Source organism: Methylobacterium iners (genome assembly GCF_022179305.1).
Taxonomy (GTDB): domain Bacteria; phylum Pseudomonadota; class Alphaproteobacteria; order Rhizobiales; family Beijerinckiaceae; genus Methylobacterium; species Methylobacterium iners.
The window spans coordinates 73755-92865 of record NZ_BPQP01000009.1; the positions used below are offsets into that span (position 1 = coordinate 73755).

At 69.6% G+C, this 19111-nt stretch carries 12 protein-coding genes; 6 read left to right on the forward strand and 6 right to left on the reverse strand.

Annotated features, from left to right (window positions below; translation table 11 throughout):
- Positions 1-196: 196 nt before the first annotated feature.
- From MFF55_RS03630 to MFF55_RS03640, 3 genes are all read right to left on the reverse strand, one after another.
- On the reverse strand, positions 197-1357 hold the full coding sequence (locus MFF55_RS03630) for an ABC transporter permease (protein ID WP_373874710.1): 1161 nt from the start codon (positions 1355-1357) through the stop codon (positions 197-199).
- Between the two features lie 31 nt (positions 1358-1388).
- On the reverse strand, positions 1389-1823 hold the full coding sequence (locus tag MFF55_RS03635) for a DUF4112 domain-containing protein (RefSeq protein ID WP_238242721.1): 435 nt from the start codon (positions 1821-1823) through the stop codon (positions 1389-1391).
- A 93-nt stretch (positions 1824-1916) separates the two neighbouring features.
- Entirely contained in the window at positions 1917-3071 is a 1155-nt protein-coding gene (locus MFF55_RS03640) for an aminotransferase (protein ID WP_238242722.1), read from the reverse strand.
- Positions 3072-3431: 360 nt separating this feature from the next.
- Here MFF55_RS03640 and MFF55_RS03645 point away from each other — a divergent pair, with 360 nt between their 5' ends.
- From MFF55_RS03645 to MFF55_RS03665, 5 genes are all read left to right on the forward strand, one after another.
- Entirely contained in the window at positions 3432-3572 is a 141-nt protein-coding gene (locus MFF55_RS03645; protein ID WP_238242723.1) for a hypothetical protein, read from the forward strand.
- A gap of 315 nt (positions 3573-3887) precedes the next feature.
- Positions 3888-5306 carry an MdtA/MuxA family multidrug efflux RND transporter periplasmic adaptor subunit gene (locus tag MFF55_RS03650; RefSeq protein ID WP_238242724.1) on the forward strand — a complete coding sequence of 473 codons (1419 nt, stop codon included), beginning with the start codon at positions 3888-3890 and terminating at the stop codon, positions 5304-5306.
- Positions 5307-5385: 79 nt separating this feature from the next.
- The gene (locus tag MFF55_RS03655; protein ID WP_238242725.1) at positions 5386-8502 is read left to right on the forward strand and encodes an MdtB/MuxB family multidrug efflux RND transporter permease subunit; all 3117 of its coding nucleotides are present in this window, start codon (positions 5386-5388) and stop codon (positions 8500-8502) included.
- 208 nt (positions 8503-8710) lie between these two features.
- Positions 8711-12001, forward strand: a complete 3291-nt coding sequence (locus tag MFF55_RS03660) for an efflux RND transporter permease subunit (RefSeq protein ID WP_238242726.1) — start codon at positions 8711-8713, stop codon at positions 11999-12001.
- A gap of 2 nt (positions 12002-12003) precedes the next feature.
- Positions 12004-13500: an efflux transporter outer membrane subunit gene (locus tag MFF55_RS03665; protein ID WP_238242727.1), complete on the forward strand. Its 1497-nt coding sequence runs from the start codon at positions 12004-12006 to the stop codon at positions 13498-13500.
- A gap of 10 nt (positions 13501-13510) precedes the next feature.
- On the opposite strand, the gene MFF55_RS03670 is transcribed toward MFF55_RS03665, so the two are convergent.
- From MFF55_RS03670 to MFF55_RS03680, 3 genes are all read right to left on the reverse strand, one after another.
- Positions 13511-14296 (reverse strand): restriction endonuclease, encoded by a 786-nt coding sequence (locus MFF55_RS03670; RefSeq protein ID WP_238242728.1) that lies wholly within the window; start codon positions 14294-14296, stop codon positions 13511-13513.
- Positions 14297-14543: 247 nt separating this feature from the next.
- On the reverse strand, positions 14544-15035 hold the full coding sequence (locus MFF55_RS03675) for a Ros/MucR family transcriptional regulator (RefSeq protein ID WP_238242729.1): 492 nt from the start codon (positions 15033-15035) through the stop codon (positions 14544-14546).
- A 523-nt stretch (positions 15036-15558) separates the two neighbouring features.
- Positions 15559-16224, reverse strand: coding sequence for a class II aldolase/adducin family protein (locus tag MFF55_RS03680; RefSeq protein ID WP_238242730.1), 666 nt, complete (start codon positions 16222-16224; stop codon positions 15559-15561).
- Positions 16225-16404: 180 nt separating this feature from the next.
- On the opposite strand from MFF55_RS03680, the gene MFF55_RS03685 reads away from it, so the two are divergent.
- A complete protein-coding gene (locus MFF55_RS03685; RefSeq protein WP_238242731.1) occupies positions 16405-19041 on the forward strand; it encodes a bifunctional acetate--CoA ligase family protein/GNAT family N-acetyltransferase in 2637 nt (878 codons plus the stop codon).
- Positions 19042-19111: the final 70 nt, after the last annotated feature.

Consider the following 19111-nt stretch of genomic DNA (forward strand, 5'->3'; position numbering starts at 1 on the left):
ACGTTCTTGCGATGCGGCAGGATTATTCGAAGCTGCTTTGGTGATGAAGGCGCGGGACGTTGCTGAATTTGAAGAAAACTTATTGCCTTCGGAAAGAAAATTACTGTCCTGGGCCGGTGCCGCCGCAATCATAATTTTGCATTCAGTTGAGCCGGGTCTTCACGCTCGGGCGACGTCCCGACCCGCGGCAAGGGCGTCAGGTGAAGGTCTTGCGCGGGTCGAAGGCGTCGCGCACCGCCTCGCCGGCGAAGATGAGCAGGCTCAGCATCACGGCGACGACCAGGAAGCCGGTGAGCCCGAGCCAGGGCGCCTGGATGTTGTCCTTGCCTTGCGCCAGCAGCTCGCCCAGGGAGGCCGAGCCGGGCGGCAGGCCGAAGCCGAGGAAATCCAGCGAGGTCAGGGTCGAGATCGAGCCGTTCAGGATGAAGGGCAGGAAGGTCAGCGTCGCCACCATGGCGTTCGGCAGGAGGTGCCGGCTCATGATGCGCACGTTCGAGAGGCCGAGCGCCCGGGCGGCGCGGACGTACTCGAAGTTGCGGGCGCGCAGGAACTCGGCGCGGACCACCCCGACGAGGGCCACCCAGGAGAACAGGAGCAGGATGCCGAGCAGCACGAAGAAGCCCGGCGCGATGAAGGCCGAGATGATGATGATCAGGTAGAGCGTCGGGATCGCGCTCCAGACCTCGATGAAGCGCTGCAGCGCGAGGTCGACCCAGCCGCCGAAATAGCCCTGGACCGCGCCGGCGATGACTCCGATCACCGAGGAGACCAGCGCCAGGATCAGCCCGAACAATACCGAGATGCGGAAGCCGTAGATGATGCGGGCCAGCACGTCGCGGGCCGTGTTGTCGGTGCCGAGCCAGTTCCACTCGACGTCGGCGCAGCCCTTGCCGCCGGTGCGCTCCGCGACGGGCCGGCACTGCTCCTCCGTGAGGAGCCAGGTCGGCGGCGAGGGCGAAGGCGTCGGCAGCCCGTTGATGATGGTGTCGTAGGAGTACGGGATCGGGGGCCAGACCGCGAAGCCGTGATCGGCGATCTCCTTGCGGGTCTCGGCCGAGCGGTAGTCGGGCCGCGCGTAGAAGCCGCCGAACTTCTCGTCCGGGTAGTCGACGAGGACGGGGAACAGCCACTCGCCCTTGTAGGAGACGAAGATCGGGCGGTCGTTGGCGATGAACTCGGCGAACAGGCTGAGGACGAACAGCGCGGCGAAGATCACGAAGGACCAGAAGCCGAGGCGGTTGCGCCGGAAATTCGCGAGGCGCCGCCGGTTCAGCGGCGACAATCCGCGACCCGCCGTGACCGGAGGCGATCCGACCGCCGTGGATTCGGCGGCGATGGGGCGGGCGATCTCGTTCAAGGGCGCCCTCCCCCGGCGTCCGTCGTGAGCCTCAGTCGAGGCGCACGGCGGTGCCCTCGATCTCGTTCGGCCGAACCCCGCCGTGCCGCTCCAGGTGGCGGCGCAGCAGGCGGACGTTGCGGCGGTTGGCCTTGAAGGCCGCGTCGAAGATGTCGCCCGCCAGCGGCACCGAACCGACGACGCCGTCGAAGGCGACGTTCAGCGCCATCCGCGCCAGCAGCCATTTCGGCACGCCGAGACGGCGCGCCTCGTAGACGATGTAGGACGAGAGCAGCATGCCGGCGACGTCGCCGATCACCGGCACCAGGCCCATCACCGAGTCGAGCCCGATGCGCCGGTTGAGCCCGGGGATGACGAAGGCGCTGTCCATGAGGTGGGCGAGCTGCTCCAGGCGCAGCAGGCTCGCCTCGCGGCTGTTGTCGGTGAGGGGAAAGGGCTGTGCGGTGCCGGTCTGCGTGAAGGCCATCGCGGGGCTCCGAGGGTCTCGCGTCGTGCTCATGGAGCAGGATGTGGCCCCCGCTCCCGCGCCCCGCAAGCGCGACTCCCGGTCCGGCGCGCATCAGGCCGCCTTCCGGGCCAGTCCGGCGAGCCGATCGAGCGCCGCGTCGAGCGTGGCGTTGCTCTTGGCAAAGCACAGCCGCACGACGTTTCGCACCGGGTCCTGCGAGTAGAAGGCGCTGACGGGGATCGCGGCGACGCCGTGCTCACGGACCAGGGCCTCGCAGAAGGCCGCGTCGTCGGCAAAGCCCAGCGGCGCGACGTCGATGTTGAGGAAATAGGTCGCCTGCGACGGCAGGACCGCAATTCCGAGATCGCGCAAGCCAGCGGCGAGGCGGTCGCGCGAACGGGCATAGGCCCGGCGCATCCCGACGAAATAGGCGTCCGCCTTGCCCAGGCCGTAGGCCACGCCCTCCTGGAGATTCGGCGGTGTCGTGAAGGCGAGGAATTGGTGCGCCTTGGCGACGACCCGCAGCAGGGGCGGGCTCGCCATCACGAAGCCGACCTTCCAGCCCGTGAGGCTGAAGATCTTGCCGGCCGAACCGATCTTGACCGTGCGCCCGCGCATGCCGGGCAGGCCCATCAGCGGAGTATGCCTGCGCCCGTCGAAGACGAGATGCTCCCAGACCTCGTCGCAGATGGCGATGACCTCGTGCTCCACGCAGAGCCGGGCGAGCAGGGCAAGGTCGGTGTCGGGAAAGATCGTGGCCGTCGGGTTGAGCGGGTTGTTGAGGACGATCGCCCGCGTCCTTTCCGAGAAGGCTGCCCGGAGCGCCGCCTCGTCGAGGCCGAAATCCGGCGGCGTCAGCCTCACGATGCGGGGGATGCCGCCGGCCTGCCGGATCAGCGGCAGGTAGGCGTCGTAGGCGGGCTCCAGGACGATCACCTCGTCGCCCGGCGCGATCAGACCGAGCAGCGCGGCGGCCAGCGCCTCCGTCGCGCCGGAGGTGACCATGACCTCGCTCTCCGCCTCGAGGTCGAGGCCCTGATGGCGGGCGTAATGGTCGGCGATCGCCCGGCGCAGCACCGGCAGGCCCATCATCGAGGGATACTGATTGAAGCCGTCCCGCAACGCCTCGGCTGCGCGAATCCGCACGTCCTCCGGCCCCGGATCGTCCGGGAAGCCCTGCCCGAGATTGATCGCCCCGAACTCACGGGCGAGGCTCGACATCGCCTCGAACACGGTCGTCGGCAGGGTGGAGAAGATCGGGTTCATGCAGGGGCTTGCGGCGGGTCCGTACCGACGGCCGAGGCGGCGCCGGCCATGCGTCACCGGTCACGCGTAACACGTGGGGCGGCCCGCATGAAATGTGCGGGAGCGCACGCCCCCGCGACGGCGAATCGGCGCCGACGCCTGACGATTGTTGACAATCATCATGCGTGACTTATCCCTAAAAGCACGGCTGGAGCGGCGAGCGCTCGAACGGGACTCCGCCCCCTCGTTCTGTTCCTGCGGCGTACCGCTCCGGTCGTTCTCAAGGCCGTCCCAAAAGGGGCGGCCTTTTGGTTTGCGCGCCTTGCCCCGACCGAGCCCCGGCGCTACCCGGCAGCTCACGCCGCGCCCGGATACCAGATCGTGTCGACCCGCCTTTGCGCCCTCCTTGCCGCCGCGGTCGCCCTCCTCGGCGTGGCGCTCCGGCTTGGACTTCCGGTGGAGCCGGTCGACGAGGCGTTCCGCGACGTCATCCGGTTCTATCGATCCCTCGAACGCTCCTGAGCGGGACCGGCAGCAACCGAGGAGAAACCTGGGTGCCGCACTGGCGACGCATTGCGTCGGCAGGGTCCGCAGACCTCAGAGTGGGTCCGGATCGGCCTGTCGTCCTGCGACATCGGAGGAGAGTGTCGCGCGAGGCGTCCAGCCCCCATCTCAGAGCGATTGGACGGTGGGCGAAGTCCGTTTCCCCGGGACAACGTGGAATGATTCAAGCGAACGCGCATCGATCGGCCTATGCTCCGCGTTGGGCGGCGGGCGTCTCGGCCGTCGCCCGGACGCTCCCGGGGCCGCGGGCCTGAGGCGGTCGGATTTCAGGGAATGAACGAGAGCTCACCCATCCGGACGGAGACCGCGCGAGAGTTTCCCGTCGAAGCTCCGGTGGTCGCGCCGCGTCGGGGCCGTGGTCTGCTCTGGCTCATCCTGCTCGCGGTGATCGCCGGCGCCGGCTGGTATGCCTATCGCACCTACTATGTCCCGAAGGCCGAGACGGCTGGCGAGGCCGCGCCGGCGCGGGGCAAGGGCCGCGGCGGTCGCGGCGGCGATCCGGCCCAGGCCGTCGGGATCGCGACGGTGACGACGGGCGACGTTCCCATCGTCCTGTCCGGCCTCGGCACCGTGACGCCGCTCGCCACCGTCACCGTGCGCTCGCAGATCAGCGGCTACCTCACCGAGATCGGCTACCGCGAGGGGCAGATGGTCAAGCAGGGCGACTTCCTCGCCCAGATCGACCCGCGGCCCTACGAGGCGCAGCTCGCCCAGTACCAGGGCCAGCTCATGCGCGACCAGGCGCTCCTGCAGAACTCGAAGCTCGACCTCGCCCGCTTCCAGCGCCTGTCGCAGCAGGACTCGATCTCGAAGCAGAACGTCGACACGCAGGCCGCCCTGGTGAAGCAGAACGAGGGCACGGTCGCCGCCGACCAGGCCCTCGTCGACCAGCAGAAGCTCAATATCACCTACACCCGGATCACCTCGCCGGTGGAGGGCCGGGTCGGCCTGCGCCAGATCGACCAGGGCAACTACGTCACCGCCGCCTCGACGAACATCGTCGTCGTCACGCAGCTCCGCCCGATCTCGGTGATCTTCACCCTGCCCGAGGACGACGTCGCCCGCGTGATGAAGCGCGTGCGCGAAGGCGCCAAGCTGCAGGTGAGGGCCTACGACCGGGGCGACACCAACGAGCTCGCGGTCGGGCAGCTGCAGACCGTCGACAACCAGATCGACACCACGACCGGCACCGTGAAGCTGCGCGCCGTCTTCGAGAACGACGACGAGACGCTGTTCCCCAACCAGTTCGTCAACGCCAAGCTCACCGTCGACACGGTGCGCAACGCGCCCATCGTGCCCACCGCCGCGATCCTGCGGGGCACGCCGGGGCCTTACGTCTATCTCATGGAGGGGGGGGACAAGGTCGTCGTCCGCCCGATCAAGCTCGGCGAATCCGACGGCCCGCGCACCGTCGTGCTCTCGGGCCTGGCGCCCGGCGACCGGGTGGTGGTGGACGGAACCGACCGCCTGCGCGAGGGCGCGCCCGTGCGCGTGATCGCGGACCCGAAACCGGCCGAGGCAAAGCCGGCCGACGCTCAATCCGCGGCGTCGAAGCCCCAGGCCGCCGACGCGGGCGCGACCGGCGCCGTCACCCCAGCGGCAAGCCCCGAGCCTGCGGCGCAGAAGCCGGAGACCCCCGCCGAGGAGCCGCCGAAGCGTGAGCGCCGCCGCCAGCGACCGGCCAACCCGTGACTAGATCCTATCATCTGAGCTTCAGCCAAAGCCCATCCGCCGGGCACCCTCCCCCGCAGAGGGAGGAGGGCCCGACCCCGTGAACCCCTCCGCGCTCTTCATCCTGCGGCCGGTGGCGACCACGCTGATGATGGTGGCGATCCTGCTCGTCGGCATGGTCTCCTACCTGAACCTGCCGGTCTCGGCCCTGCCCTCCGTCGATTACCCGACGATCCAGGTGCAGACCTTCTATCCCGGCGCCAGCCCGGAGGTGATGACCTCGGCCGTGACCGCGCCGCTGGAGCGCCAGTTCGGCCAGCTCGCCAACCTCAACCAGATGTCGTCGCAGAGCTCGGCCGGCGCCTCCGTCATCACCCTGCAGTTCAACCTCGACCTCGCCCTCGACATCGCCGAGCAGCAGGTCCAGGCGGCGATCAACGCGGCGGGCAACCTGCTGCCGGCCGACCTGCCGGCGCCGCCGATCTACGCCAAGGTCAACCCGGCCGACGCCCCCGTCCTGACGCTGGCCCTCACCTCCAAGACCCTGCCGCTGACGCAGGTGCGCGACCTCGCCGAGACGCGGCTCGCCCAGAAGATCTCCCAGGTCTCGGGCGTCGGCCTCGTCAGCATGGGCGGCGGCCAGCGCCCGGCGCTGCGGGTGCGCTTCAATTCCAAGGCGCTCGCGGCCTATGGGCTCAACATCGACGACCTGCGCACGACCATCGCCAACCTCAACGTCAACACGCCCAAGGGCACCATCGACGGGCCGACGCAGAGCTACGCCATCAACGCCAACGACCAGATCCGCGACCCCAAGGCCTACGACGACGCGATCATCGCCTACAAGAACGGCGCACCGGTGAAGCTCTCGGACGTCGCCGACGTGGTCGACGGCCCCGAGAACACGAAGCTCGGCGCCTGGGCGGACGAGACGCCCGCGGTCATCCTCAACATCCAGCGCCAGCCGGGCGCCAACGTCATCGCGACCGTCGACAAGATCAAGGCGCTGCTGCCCCAGCTTCAGGCGACCTTGCCGGCCGCCGTCACCGTCACGCCGCTCACCGACCGCACCACGACGATCCGCGCCTCCGTGCACGACGTCCAGGTCGAGCTGGCGCTCGCCATCGGCCTCGTGGTGCTGGTGATCTTCCTCTTCCTGCGCAGCGTCTCCGCGACCCTGATCCCGAGCCTGTCGGTGCCGCTCTCCCTGGTGGGCGCGCTCGCGATCATGGATCTCTACGGGTTCTCGCTGAACAACCTCTCCCTGATGGCGCTGACCATCGCGACCGGCTTCGTCGTGGACGACGCCATCGTCGTGATCGAGAACATCGCCCGCCACGTCGAGGAGGGCGACCCGCCCTTCGAGGCGGCGCTGAAGGGCTCGCGCGAGATCGGCTTCACGATCATCTCGCTCACCGTCTCGCTGCTCGCGGTGCTGATCCCGCTCCTCTTCATGGGCGACGTGGTCGGGCGGCTGTTCCACGAATTCGCGATCACGTTGGCCGCCACCATCGTCATCTCGGGCGTGGTCTCGCTGACCCTCGTGCCGATGATGTGCGCGCGCCTCCTCAAGCACGAGGCGCCCCGCGCCAAGAAGCGCGAGAACGTCCTCGCGCGCCTGGGCCGCCGCGCCACCGAGGGCACCATCGCCGCCTACGGCCGCGCCCTGCGCGTCGTCCTCGCCTATCAGGGCCTGACGCTCGTCGTCAGCATCGGCACGTTGGCGCTCACGATCTACCTGTTCGCGGTGATCCCGAAGGGGTTCTTCCCCGTCCAGGACACCGGCGTGATCCAGGGCGTGACCCAGGCCGACCAGACCGTGTCCTACGCCGCGATGGCCGAGCGCCAGCAGCAGATCGCCGCGATCCTGCTCAAGGACCCCGACGTCGCGAGCCTGTCCTCGTTCATCGGCGTCGACGGCCAGAACGTGACGCTGAATTCCGGCCGCCTCCTCATCAACCTGACGCCGCGGGCCGATCGCACCGAGACGGCGCCGGCCATCATCCGCCGCCTCAAGGAAGCCGTCGCGGGGGTGCCCGGCATCCGGCTCTACATGCAGCCGGTTCAGGACCTGACCATCGACACCGCGGTCAGCGCGACGCAGTACCAGGTCATCCTGGAGAACCCGAACCTCAACGAGTTCGAGACCTGGGTCCCGCGCTTCGTCCAGGCGCTGCAGCGCTCGCCCCTGCTCTCGGACGTGGCGAGCGACCTCCAGGGCAGCGGGCTGGCCGCCTACGTCACGATCGACCGTCCGACGGCGGGGCGCTACGGCATCACGCCGGCCACCGTCGACAACGCCCTCTACGACGCCTTCGGGCAGCGCATCATCTCGACGATCTTCACGCAATCGAGCCAGTACCGGGTCATCCTCGAGGCCGACCCGGAGCTCCACAAGTCGATCGCCAGCCTGGAGAGCATCTATCTCCCCTCGTCCACCGCGGCCTCGGGCCAGGTGCCGCTCTCGGCCATCGCCCGCGTCAGCGAGCGGCGCGCGCCGCTGCTCGTGAGCCATCTCGGGCAGTTCCCGGCGACCACCGTATCATTCAATCTCGCCCCGGGCGCGGCGCTCGGTGACGCCGTCGCGCAGATCGAGGCGGTGCGCGCCGAGATCGGCCTGCCCTCGAGCTTCCGCATCGTGCCGCAGGGCTCCGTCTTCGCCTTCCAGTCGGCCCTGTCGAACCAGCTCTTCCTGGTGCTCGCGGCGATCGTCACCGTCTATATCGTCCTCGGCGTGCTCTACGAGAGCTTCATCCACCCGATCACGATCCTCTCGACCCTGCCCTCGGCCGGCATCGGCGCCCTGCTCGGCCTCATGCTGTTCGGAATGCCCCTCGACGTGATCGGCGTCATCGGCATCGTGCTGCTGATAGGCATCGTGAAGAAGAACGCGATCATGATGATCGACTTCGCGCTCCAGGCCGAGCGCGAAGACGGCATGAGCCCGCGCGACGCCATCTTCGAGGCCTGTCTCCTGCGCTTCCGCCCGATCCTGATGACGACGCTCGCCGCCCTGTTCGCGGCGGTACCGCTGATCATCGGCACCGGCGTCGGCTCGGAACTCCGCCAGCCGCTCGGCATCGTCATCGCCGGTGGCCTCATCGTCAGCCAGGTGCTCACCCTGTTCACGACGCCCGTGATCTACCTCGCCTTCGACCGGCTCGAGCGGCGGATCAGCGGCCGCCGCGGCGTCGCGGCCGGCGGGGCGCTCCCATGAGCGGGCCTCGCCTCATCGCGGGATCCGCGACGGGCTCCCTCTCCCAGGGGGAGAGGGTTGGGGTGAGGGGAGCGAACTCTCCGGATGGGGCACGCCCCTCACCCTGTCCCTCTCCCCATAGGAGAGGGGACCCGCGGCCGGCCTCCCGACGTTCCGAGGCTTCAGCGATCGTGCCCAAGCGCCCGGGCTCCGGGATGGGGGTCGTCGCATGAACGTCTCCGCCCCGTTCATCCGGCGCCCGATCGCCACCACATTGCTGACGATCGGCATCCTCCTCGCGGGCATCTTCGCCTTCACGAAGCTCGCCGTCGCGCCGCTGCCCCAGGTCGACTTCCCCGTCATCCTGGTCCAGGCCGCGATGCCTGGCGCTTCGCCCGAGACCATGGCGACCACCGTCGCCGCGCCGCTGGAGCGGCGGCTCGGCATCATCGCCGACGTCACCGAGATGACCTCGACGAGCTCGACCGGCAGCGTCCGCATCGTCCTCATGTTCGACCTGAACCGCGACATCGACGGGGCCGCCCGCGAGGTCCAGGCCGCGATCAACGCCGCCCGCGCCGACCTGCCGACGGCGCTCCGGCAGAACCCGACCTACCGCAAGTTCAACCCGGCCGATTCCCCGGTCCTGATCCTCGGCCTGACCTCGAACACGCTGACGCCGGGCCAGCTCTACGATTCCGCCGTCACCATCGTGCAGCAGAAGATGTCCCAGCTGCCCGGCGTCGGGAACGTCGAGGTCAGCGGCTCCTCGCTGCCCGCCGTCCGAGTCCAGCTCGATCCGACCGCCCTGTTCAATTACGGCATCGGGCTGGAAGGCATCCGCGCGGCGCTCGCTTCCGCGAATGCCAACTCGCCGAAGGGCGCGATCGAGACGCCGACGCAGCGCTACCAGCTCTACGCCAACGACCAGGGCAGGGTGGCGGCCGATTACCGCGACATCGTCGTGGCCTACCGCAACGGCGCCGGCGTGCGGCTCTCCGACGTTGGCGAGGTCGTCGATTCCGTCGAGAACATCCGCAACCTCGCGCTCATCAACGGAAAGCCCGGGGTCGCGCTGTTCATCTACAAGCAGCCCGGGTCGAACGTCGTCGAGACCATCGACGCCCTGCGGGCCGCCCTCCCCCAGGTCCAGGCGGCGCTGCCAGGCGACATCGACCTCACCATCACCGGCGACCGCAGCCTGACGATCCGCGCCTCGCTCGCCGAGACCGAGCACACGCTGATCATCGCGGTCGCCCTCGTGGTGCTGGTGGTGTTCGCCTTTCTGCGCTCGGGCCGCGCGACGCTGATCCCCTCCATCGCGGTGCCGATCTCGATCATCGGCACCTTCTCGGCGATGTACCTGCTCGGCTACAGCCTCAACATCCTGTCCCTGATGGCGCTGATCATCGCGACGGGATTCGTCGTCGACGACGCCATCGTCGTCCTGGAGAACATCCAGCGCCACGTCGACATGGGCAAGCCCCGGGTCGAGGCGGCCCTGATCGGCGCGCGAGAAGTGGGCTTCACGGTGATCTCGATGAGCCTGTCGCTCATCGCCGTGTTCCTCCCCATCCTCCTGATGGGCGGGCTGATCGGGCGGCTGTTCGAGGAATTCGCCGTCACCCTGTCGCTCTCGATCCTGATCTCGCTCGTCCTGTCGCTCACCACCACGCCGATGATGTGCGCGCTCTTCCTGAAGCCGGAGGGCCATGCGCGCGTGCCGGGGCAGCGCCCAAACCTCCTCATCCGCGCCCTGGAAGGCGCCTTCGACGCCACTTTGAGCGCCTACGAGCGGACCCTGCGGATGGCGCTGCGCCATCGCCGCCTGGTGCTGCTGACGCTCTTTGCGACGATCGGGCTCAACGTCTACCTCTACGTCATCGTGCCCAAGGGCTTCTTCCCCGAGCAGGACACGGGCCAGATGATGGGCGGCATCCAGGCCGACCAGCGCATCTCCTTCCAGGCGATGAAGCAGAAGCTGGAACAGGCGAGCGCCATCGTCCAGGCCGATCCCGCCGTCGTCAGCGTCGTCGGCTTCACGGGCGGGCGCGGCACCAACTCGGCCAACGTCTTCGTGGGTCTCAAGCCGCTCGGCGAGCGCGCGCCGATCTCCGAGGTGATGGCGCGGCTCAGGCCCAAGCTCTCGCAGGTGCCGGGCGCCCGGCTCTACCTGTTCCCGCGCCAGGACCTGCGCATGGGCGGGCGCCAGAGCTTCGCGACGTACCAGTACACCCTGCAGGGCGACACGCCGGACGAGCTCTACGAGGCGGCGCCGAAGCTGGTCCAGGCGCTCCAGCGCAACCCGATCTTCACGGACGTGACCTCCGACCAGCAGGAGGGCGGCCTGGAAAGCCGCCTCGTGATCGACCGGCCCACCGCCTTCCGCTACGGCCTGACCCCGGACAAGATCGACAACACCCTCTACGACGCCTTCGGCCAGCGCCAAGTCTCGACCATCTACAACCCGCTCAACCAGTACCACGTCGTGATGGAGATCGCGCCGCGCTACCTCCAGAGCCCTGAGACGCTGAAGATGATCTACGTCTCGACCTCGGGCGGGCGGGCGCGCGGCTCGGCCACGACCAACGCGGTCGCCGGGACCGTCGCCGGGCCGTCGGACCCGGGGACCGAGGCCGATCCCTCCCTCGTCGCCACCGACGCGGCCCGCAACGCCGCCGCCAACGCCATCGCCGGCGGCAAGGGCGGCGCCTCGTCGAGCGCGCCGGTGTCGAGCAGCCGCGAGACCATGATCCCGCTCTCCGCCTTCGCGCGGTTGGAGACCGGCAACGCGCCCGTCCAGATCAGCCACCAGGGTCTGTTCGTGGCGACCACCGTCTCCTTCAACCTGGCGCCCGGCAAGAGCCTGAGCGACGCGACCGTGGCGATCGAGCAGGCCATGTCCGAGATCCGGATGCCCGCGACGATCCACGGCGAGTTCGCCGGCACGGCAAAGACCTTCCAGGCCTCGGCCTCGCGCCAGCCGCTGCTGATCCTGGCCGCGATCCTCGCGATCTACGCGATCCTCGGCGTGCTCTACGAGAGCTTCGTGCATCCGATCACGATTCTCTCCACCCTGCCCTCGGCCGGGATCGGGGCGCTGCTGGCGCTCCTCGTCTCGGGCACCGAGTTCACGGTGATCGCGCTCATCGCGGTGTTCCTGCTCATCGGCATCGTCAAGAAGAACGCGATCATGATGATCGACTTCGCCCTCGACGCGGAGCGCACCCGCGGCGCGAAACCGGTGGACGCGATCTTCGAGGCCTGTCTCTTGCGCTTCCGGCCGATCATGATGACAACGCTCGCCGCGCTGCTCGGCGCGGCGCCGCTCATCCTCGCCGGCGGCGAGGGCTCCGAACTGCGCCAGCCGCTCGGCATCGCCATCGTCGGCGGCCTCATCGTGAGCCAGATCCTGACCCTCTACACCACGCCCGTCGTCTACCTCTATCTCGACCGCCTGCGCCGCCGGGACCGCAAGCCCGCGCCGGGCGGGACGGCGCCGCTTCCGGCCGCCGAATGAGGATGGCCCAGGGAATCCGCGCGGGCCTCGCGCTCGCGCTCGCCGGCACGGGCAGCGCCTGCATGGTGGGGCCCGACTACTCGCGGCCCTCCGTCGAGACGCCCCTGGCCTTCAAGCAGGGGGGCATGCGCGAAGACAGCGCGGCCTACGTCGCGAGCCGCAAGGGCTGGCGCCCGGCGAGGCCGAACGACGGCGCCGAGCGGGGCGATTGGTGGCGGGTCTTCAAGGACCCGACCCTCGACCGCCTGATCCGCCTCGTCGACGTGGACAACCAGAACCTCCGGGCCTCCGTCGCCGCCTATCGGCAGGCCAGGGCCTTCGTCGCCCAGGCGCAGGCTGCGCTCTATCCGACGGTGATCGGGGCGCCCAGCATCACCCGGTCCCGGACGGCGGGCAACGAGCGCACCAGCGTCTCGATCCAGGGCCAGGCGAATTGGGAGCTCGACCTGTTCGGGCGCATCCGCCGGGACATCGAGAGCGAGGTCGCCACCGCCCAGGCGAGCGCGGCCGACCTCGCGTCCGTCCGCCTCGCGATCCAGGCCGAGCTTGCTACGAACTACCTGCAGCTCCGCTACCAGGACGCGCTGCAGAAGCTGCTGAACGAGACGGCGGAGGCCTACAAGAAGAGCCTGGCCATCACGGAGAACCAGTACAATGCCGGCGTCGCCGCCCGCTCCGACGTCATCACGGCGCAGACGCAGCTCCAGACGACCCAGGCCTCGGCCATCGCGACGGGGCTGCAGCGGGCGACCTTCGAGCACGCCATCGCGACGCTGATCGGGCGGCCGCCCTCGGAGCTCTCCCTGCCGGTCTCGCCCCTGCCCGTCCGCCCGCCCGCCGTGCCGGTCGGGATCCCCTCCGACCTCCTGGAGCGGCGGCCGGACGTCGCTAACGCCGAGCGCAACGTGCAGGCCCAGAGCGAGCAGATCGGCGTCGCCGTCGCCGCCTTCTACCCGACCGTGACCCTCTCGGCCTCGGGCGGCATCTCGGGGCTCACCCGCAACGGCCTGCTCTCGGCGGTGAACCAGGTCTGGTCGGTGACGGCGGCCGGCAACCAGGTCCTGTTCGACGGCGGCGCCCGCAGCGCGGCGCTCGACATCACCCGCGCCGCCTACGACGCCAGCGTCGCGAACTATCGCCAGACGGTGCTCACCGCCTTCGCCGAGGTCGAGAACGGCCTGGCCGGCGTGCGCATCCTCGCCCGCCAGCAGGTGGCGCAGGACGAGGCCGTGGCCTCCGCCCGCCGCGCCGTCGAGATCACGCTCAACGAGTACCGCGCCGGTACCCAGAACTTCACGACCGTGATCACCGCCCAGGCGCTCGCCCTCAACAACGAGGTCGCGGCGCTCCAGGTTCGGCTCAACCGCTTCACCAACGCAGTGGCGCTGATCCGCGCGATCGGCGGCGGCTGGGACGTGCGCAGCCTGCCCACCGGCGATGATCTGAAGTTGTCCCGCCTGCCGATCGACGTGGGCCAGGCCGTCCGCACGGACGAATGAGGGCCTGGGATCACGAGGAGGCGGTCTCCCGCCTTCCCCGCACGGAGGCGCGGACGGGGCGGAGCGCGGCGAGGTCGTCGTGGTGCAGGAGCAGCACGCCCGTCGCGGCGGAGAGCTTGCGCGCCGCCGGCGTGAAGCCGGCATTCGAGACCACCGCCGCCATGTCGCCGGACCAGTAGCGCGCGGCGGCCGCGACCTCCTGGACCGCGGCATTGCCCACTGGCTTGCCGTAGCGCTTGCACTGGACGACGAGGCGGATGCCGCCAAATTCGGCGACGACGTCGGCCCCCTGGTCGCCGCTGGCCTGGGTGGCGTGGGCGTCCCATCCGGCCGCGCGGAGCCGTTCGGCGCAGTAGCGCTCGTAGGCGACGCCGTCCTCGGGCGTCTCGGTCTCGTCGGGCAGGCGAACGGAAGCGGCGACCCGCTCGACGAGCGAGAGGATCTCCTCCCAGCGGCGCTCCGCATCCTCGGCATGGCCGCGCTCGGCCAAGTGCGGCAGGATCGTGCGCTCGGCGAAATAGGCGCGCTCGCGCAGCCAGCCGTCGCTGATCAGGTTGCCGTAGGCGTCGACGAAGCATTCCTGCCGCCGCCGCAGGGCGAGCGTCCGGGCGTGACGCTGCGCCAGCCGGCGGACCAGGCGGCGGAAGCGGCGCGGGCGGTCGATGCGGTGAAGCAGGATAAGCGCGAGGACGGCGCCGGTCGCGATCAGGGCCGGCTGCCCGAACCACAGGGCGGCGGCACCGCCCGCCACGATGGTCCAGAACAAGCGCGCGACGAGGCTCGACCGACCGGACATGCAGGTTCCCATCCCAGCGCAAGGTCCGGCAGCGTTCGGCCGGGCCTAAGACGTGGGTGAGAGACTCGCATCCAGGCCTTGCCCGAACTCTAATGATCCGGGCGCCGAAGGTGCCGCTCCACGTTCGAGACGGGGAGAACCACTGCGGCTGGCCGCCGCTGCCGCCTCGAATTCCCTGTGGATATTCCTGTGGGCACGCCGTGAACGGGCGCCGCTCGCCCCGCTTCGGCGGAGCGAGACGGTCGGGTCAGCCCTCGGCCGCAGCCTGCTGCTTCCGACGGGGGGCGGGCGCAGCCTTCGTCTCGGCTGATGCGGTCTTGGCACGCGCTTTGCGCCGCTGCTGGCCGAGACCCATGTTCTTGGCAAGCTCGGAGCGCGCCGCCGCGTAGTTCGGTGCAACCATCGGATAGTCGGTCGCGAGGTTCCACTTGGCCCGATACTGGTCCGGGGTCATGTCGTAACGCGTCCGCAGGTGGCGCTTCAGCGATTTGAACTTCTTCCCGTCTTCCAGGCAGACGATGTAGTCCGGCGTGACCGACCGCTTGACCGAGACGGCAGGCGTCGGCGGCTCGGCCTTCTCCTCCGCCTTTGCACCGGACAGCCGCCCCAGCGTCGCGTGGACCGAGGCGATGAGGGCCGGAAGTTCAGTCACGGGCAGAGAGTTGTTGCTCACGAAAGCGGACACGATCTCCGCGGCAAGTTCGATGTTGTCCCCCGAAATATCGAGCTCAGCCGTCATCCTCAACCTCCAGTCGCAGAAAACTATGGGTTCCGTGCCACGCGCCCCCGTTCAACTCACGCGCATCGCTTGCCCGAAACAAACGTAACTTCACCTCAACTATTGTGTTGGAAATGAAAGCGCAAGAGGTCGCGGGAGATCCGCTCCCGTTGCCTAATTTGCCCAAACAATCACCTGCCGGATTTCAGACGGCAGCACACTACGTATTTTCGTCCGGACCGATATGCAGTCGCGATCGAACACGAAATCCGTAACGGGCCAGTCGCCGAGGCAGGAGTTTGCGCCGAGCCAGAAGCAAGCGTCCTGAATGTTTGAAGGATTCAAAAGTAGAGGTCGAAATTCTCGACGCAAAACTTCAGGTTGAATCCCGAGCGCTGCCGTCTGGGCCAAGCTTCACCCCAGAACTGCTAGCGGAATTTGCGGCGGGCTGTCCCCGAGCATGGGCGCGAGAAGACGGATTGTTGCGTCCGCAGGCCGTCGCCAGGACTGATTGCGCAGGATAGTGCTTGGCCGCGGCGCTGGATCAGGAACCTTCACGCGGCTTTTTGCGAGGTCCGTAGGATTTGAAGCGCTCGATCATGCGCCCGATCTCGTCATCGGGTAGGACCACCGGCGCGCCGACCTGAAGCGCGATCGCGTATTGCCGGCAGAGGGTCTCGACCTCGAGCGCCAGCCAAAGCGCTTTGGGCAGGTCGGGGCCCGTCGCGATCATCCCGTGGTTGGCCAGCAGGCAGCAGGTTCTGTCCTCGAGCGCTGCGAGCGCGGCCCGCGACAGGGCCTCGGTGCCGAACGCTGCGTAGGGCGCGCAGCGGATGGTCGGGCCGCCGGCCATCGCGATCATGTAATGGACCGCCGGAATCTCGCGGCCGCAGATGGCGAAGGCGGTGCAATAGGTCGGGTGGGCGTGAACCACGGCGCCGATTTCGGGACGCCGGGCGAGGATGTCCCGATGGAAGCGCCACTCCGACGAGGGCGCGAGGGGATGGTCGTGCGTCCCGTCCATCGACATGGGCACGATGTCTTGCGGATGCAGGGCGTCGGCCGGAATTCCTGAGGGCGTCACCAGGAACCCGTCGCCGTGGCGGATGGAGACGTTGCCCGAGGTCCCCTGGCTCAGGCCGAGCGAGATCAGCTCGCGCATCGCCGCGACGATGGCGGTGCGGGGATCGTCCGGTTCGCGGCTCGGCATGGCGGGCTCCTCCTCGTCGTCATCGGTAGACCATGCCGGCGCCGGCGGAAAACCGGAACATCGAGCCGGCAATCGCCACCCTTGACTTGTAATCGGGGACTTGGAACCTCGATCACCGGCCCCAGCTTACGCCTGCGGCGGCGCGGGCCGGGCTGCGCCTCGCATCGATCGAAGGCCTCCATGAGCACCTATCGTTTCGAGGCGCTGCTCCACCCGCGGGCGGTCGCGATCGTCACGGGCGCGGACGACAGGCTCGGAGCGGCCATTGCCGCCAATCTCGACCGGGGCGGATTCGAGGGTCGGATCTGGCAAAGCGGCACCACGTCCACCGATGCCCTGTTCGACGGACCGGAAGTTCCAAATCTCGTCGTGATCGCCACGCCGCCCGAGGCGGTGCCGCGCGTCGTCGAGGGCGCGGGTGCACGCGGCGCGGCCGCCGCGGTCATCCTGACGGCGGGAATCGACGACGCCCTCTGCGAGGCTGCCCGGGCGGCGGCCCGGCCGCACGGCCTCCGCCTGCTCGGCCCCGGCAGCTTCGGCCTCGCGGTGCCGAGCGCCCACCTCGACGCGAGCCTGTTCGCGCATGCGCCGGTCCCGGGCGACCTCGCGCTGATCTCGCAATCGGGCACCGTCGCGGCGGGCATCGTCGAGTGGGCGGCGCGGCGCGCGGTCGGGTTCTCCGCCGTGCTCTCCCTCGGGCGCGCCTGCGACATCGACGTGGCCGATTGCCTCGATCATTTCGCGAGCGACTGGCAGACCCGGGCGATCCTGCTCTCGCTGAACGTGGTGCCGGACGCGCGCAAGTTCATGTCGGCGGCCCGGGCGGCGGCCCGCGCCAAGCCGGTCGTCGTCCTGCGCACCGGCCGCCATGCGGCGCAGGCCCGCCGCGTCCTCACCCATACGGGCGCGCTGGCCCGTCCCGACGCGGTCTACGAGGCGGCCTTCCGCCGAGCCGGCCTCCTCGCCGTCGAGAATCTCGACGCGATGTTCTCGGCGGTGGAGACCCTCGGCCGCCAGCGGCCCTTCCCCGGCAAGCGGCTCGCCATCCTCGCCAACGGGCACGGCGTCGGCGCGCTCGCTGCCGACCAGCTCGCCGACGGCGGCGGCACCCTCGCCGAGACCCCGGAGGGCAATCCCCTCGACATCGGCGTCGAGGCGGATGCGCCCCGCTATGCCGCCGCCCTGGCGCCCCTGCTCGCCGATACCCGCAACGACGCGGTCCTCGCGATCCACGTGCCCACTGCGCGCTCGGACAGTGCCGGCGTCGCGGCGGCCATCGCCGCGACGATCGGCGAGGCCCGCGCCGCAGGCGGGCGCAGGAAGCCCGTGTTCGCCGTCTCGATCGGCGAGGACGAGGCGGCGCTGAAGGCGCTCGCCGCCGCCGGCATCCCGCGCTTTCCCACCGATGCCGACGCGATTCAGGGCTTCCTGCACCTCGTCCGCCACCGGGAGGCGCAGGACGACCTGATGCGCACGCCCGACAGCCTGCCGCGCGATTTTTCGCCGGACGTCGAGGCGGCACGTGCCATCGTCTCCCGGGCGATGGCCGCCGGCGAGACTTGGCTCGATCCCGGCGCGGTGGCGGGCCTGCTCGCCGCCTACCGCATCCCGAGCCAGCCGCTCGCGCTGGCTCCGGATGCCGACGCGGCCGCAGGCGCCGCCTGGCCGATCATCGCGGCCGGCGGCACCGTGGCCCTGAAGGTCGTCTCCCCGGACATCGTCCACAAATCCGACGTCGGCGGCGTGCGCCTCGACCTGACGAGCGAGGCCGACGTGCACGCCGCCGCTGCCGACATCCTCGCCCGCGCTCGTGAGCTGCGGCCCGATGCCCGCATCACCGGCTTCGCGGTCCAGCCCATGATCCGCCGCGGCACCCGCCGTGAGCTCATCGCCGGCTTGGCGGAGGACCCGACCTTCGGCCCCGTCGTCGTCTTCGGCCGGGGCGGCACGGCCGTGGAGGTCATCGACGACCGGGCGCTCGGCCTGCCGCCCCTCGACCTGCGGCTCGCCGACGAGCTCATCGACCGCACCCGGGTGTCGCGGCGGCTGGCGGCCTATCGCGACGTGCCGGCCGTGGACCGTCACGCCCTGGCCCTCCTCCTCGTGAAGCTCTCCCAGCTCGCCGCCGACCTGCCCGAAGTGCGCGAGCTCGACATCAACCCGCTGCTCGCCGACGCGGGGGGCGTGCTCGCCCTCGATGCCCGGGTCATGGTCGGCCCGGCGCTCGCGCCCGGCGCGCGCCCGCGCGGCGCCTATCACCCGCGCTTCGCGATCCGGCCCTACCCGGCCGAGTGGGAGCGGGCGATGACCCTCAAGGGGCGCTCAATCCGGGTGCGACCGGTGCGGCCCGAGGACGAGGACCTCTTTCGCGACTTCTTCGGCCGGGTCAGCGCCGAGGATCTGCGCCTGCGCTTCTTCGCTCCCGTGCGCGATTTCAACCACGCCTTCCTCGCGCGGCTGACGCAGCTCGACTACGCCCGCGCCATCGCCTTCGTGGCGATCGACGTCGAGACCGGTGCCATGCTCGGTGCGGTCCGCCTGCACGCCGATGCCAACCACGAGAGCGGGGAATACGCGATTCTGGTGCGTACCGACGTCAAGGGCTCGGGCCTCGGCTTCGCGCTGATGCGGCTGATGATCGACTGGGCCCGCGCCGACGGCCTTTCCCGGATCGAAGGCACGGTGCTGAGAGAGAACCGGAGCATGCTGGCCGTGTGCCGCCGGCTCGGCTTCGAGGCGCAGGTGGATGCGGAGGATGCTGCGGTGATGAAAGTCGGCTTGGCCCTATTACCGGACTCGGACCAGAATTTCTCATAGTAGTGCTTCAACAAAATCGTGTGTTGCAAATCGCGTCTCAATATCCTACTTCTGGATTATCGATCTGCGC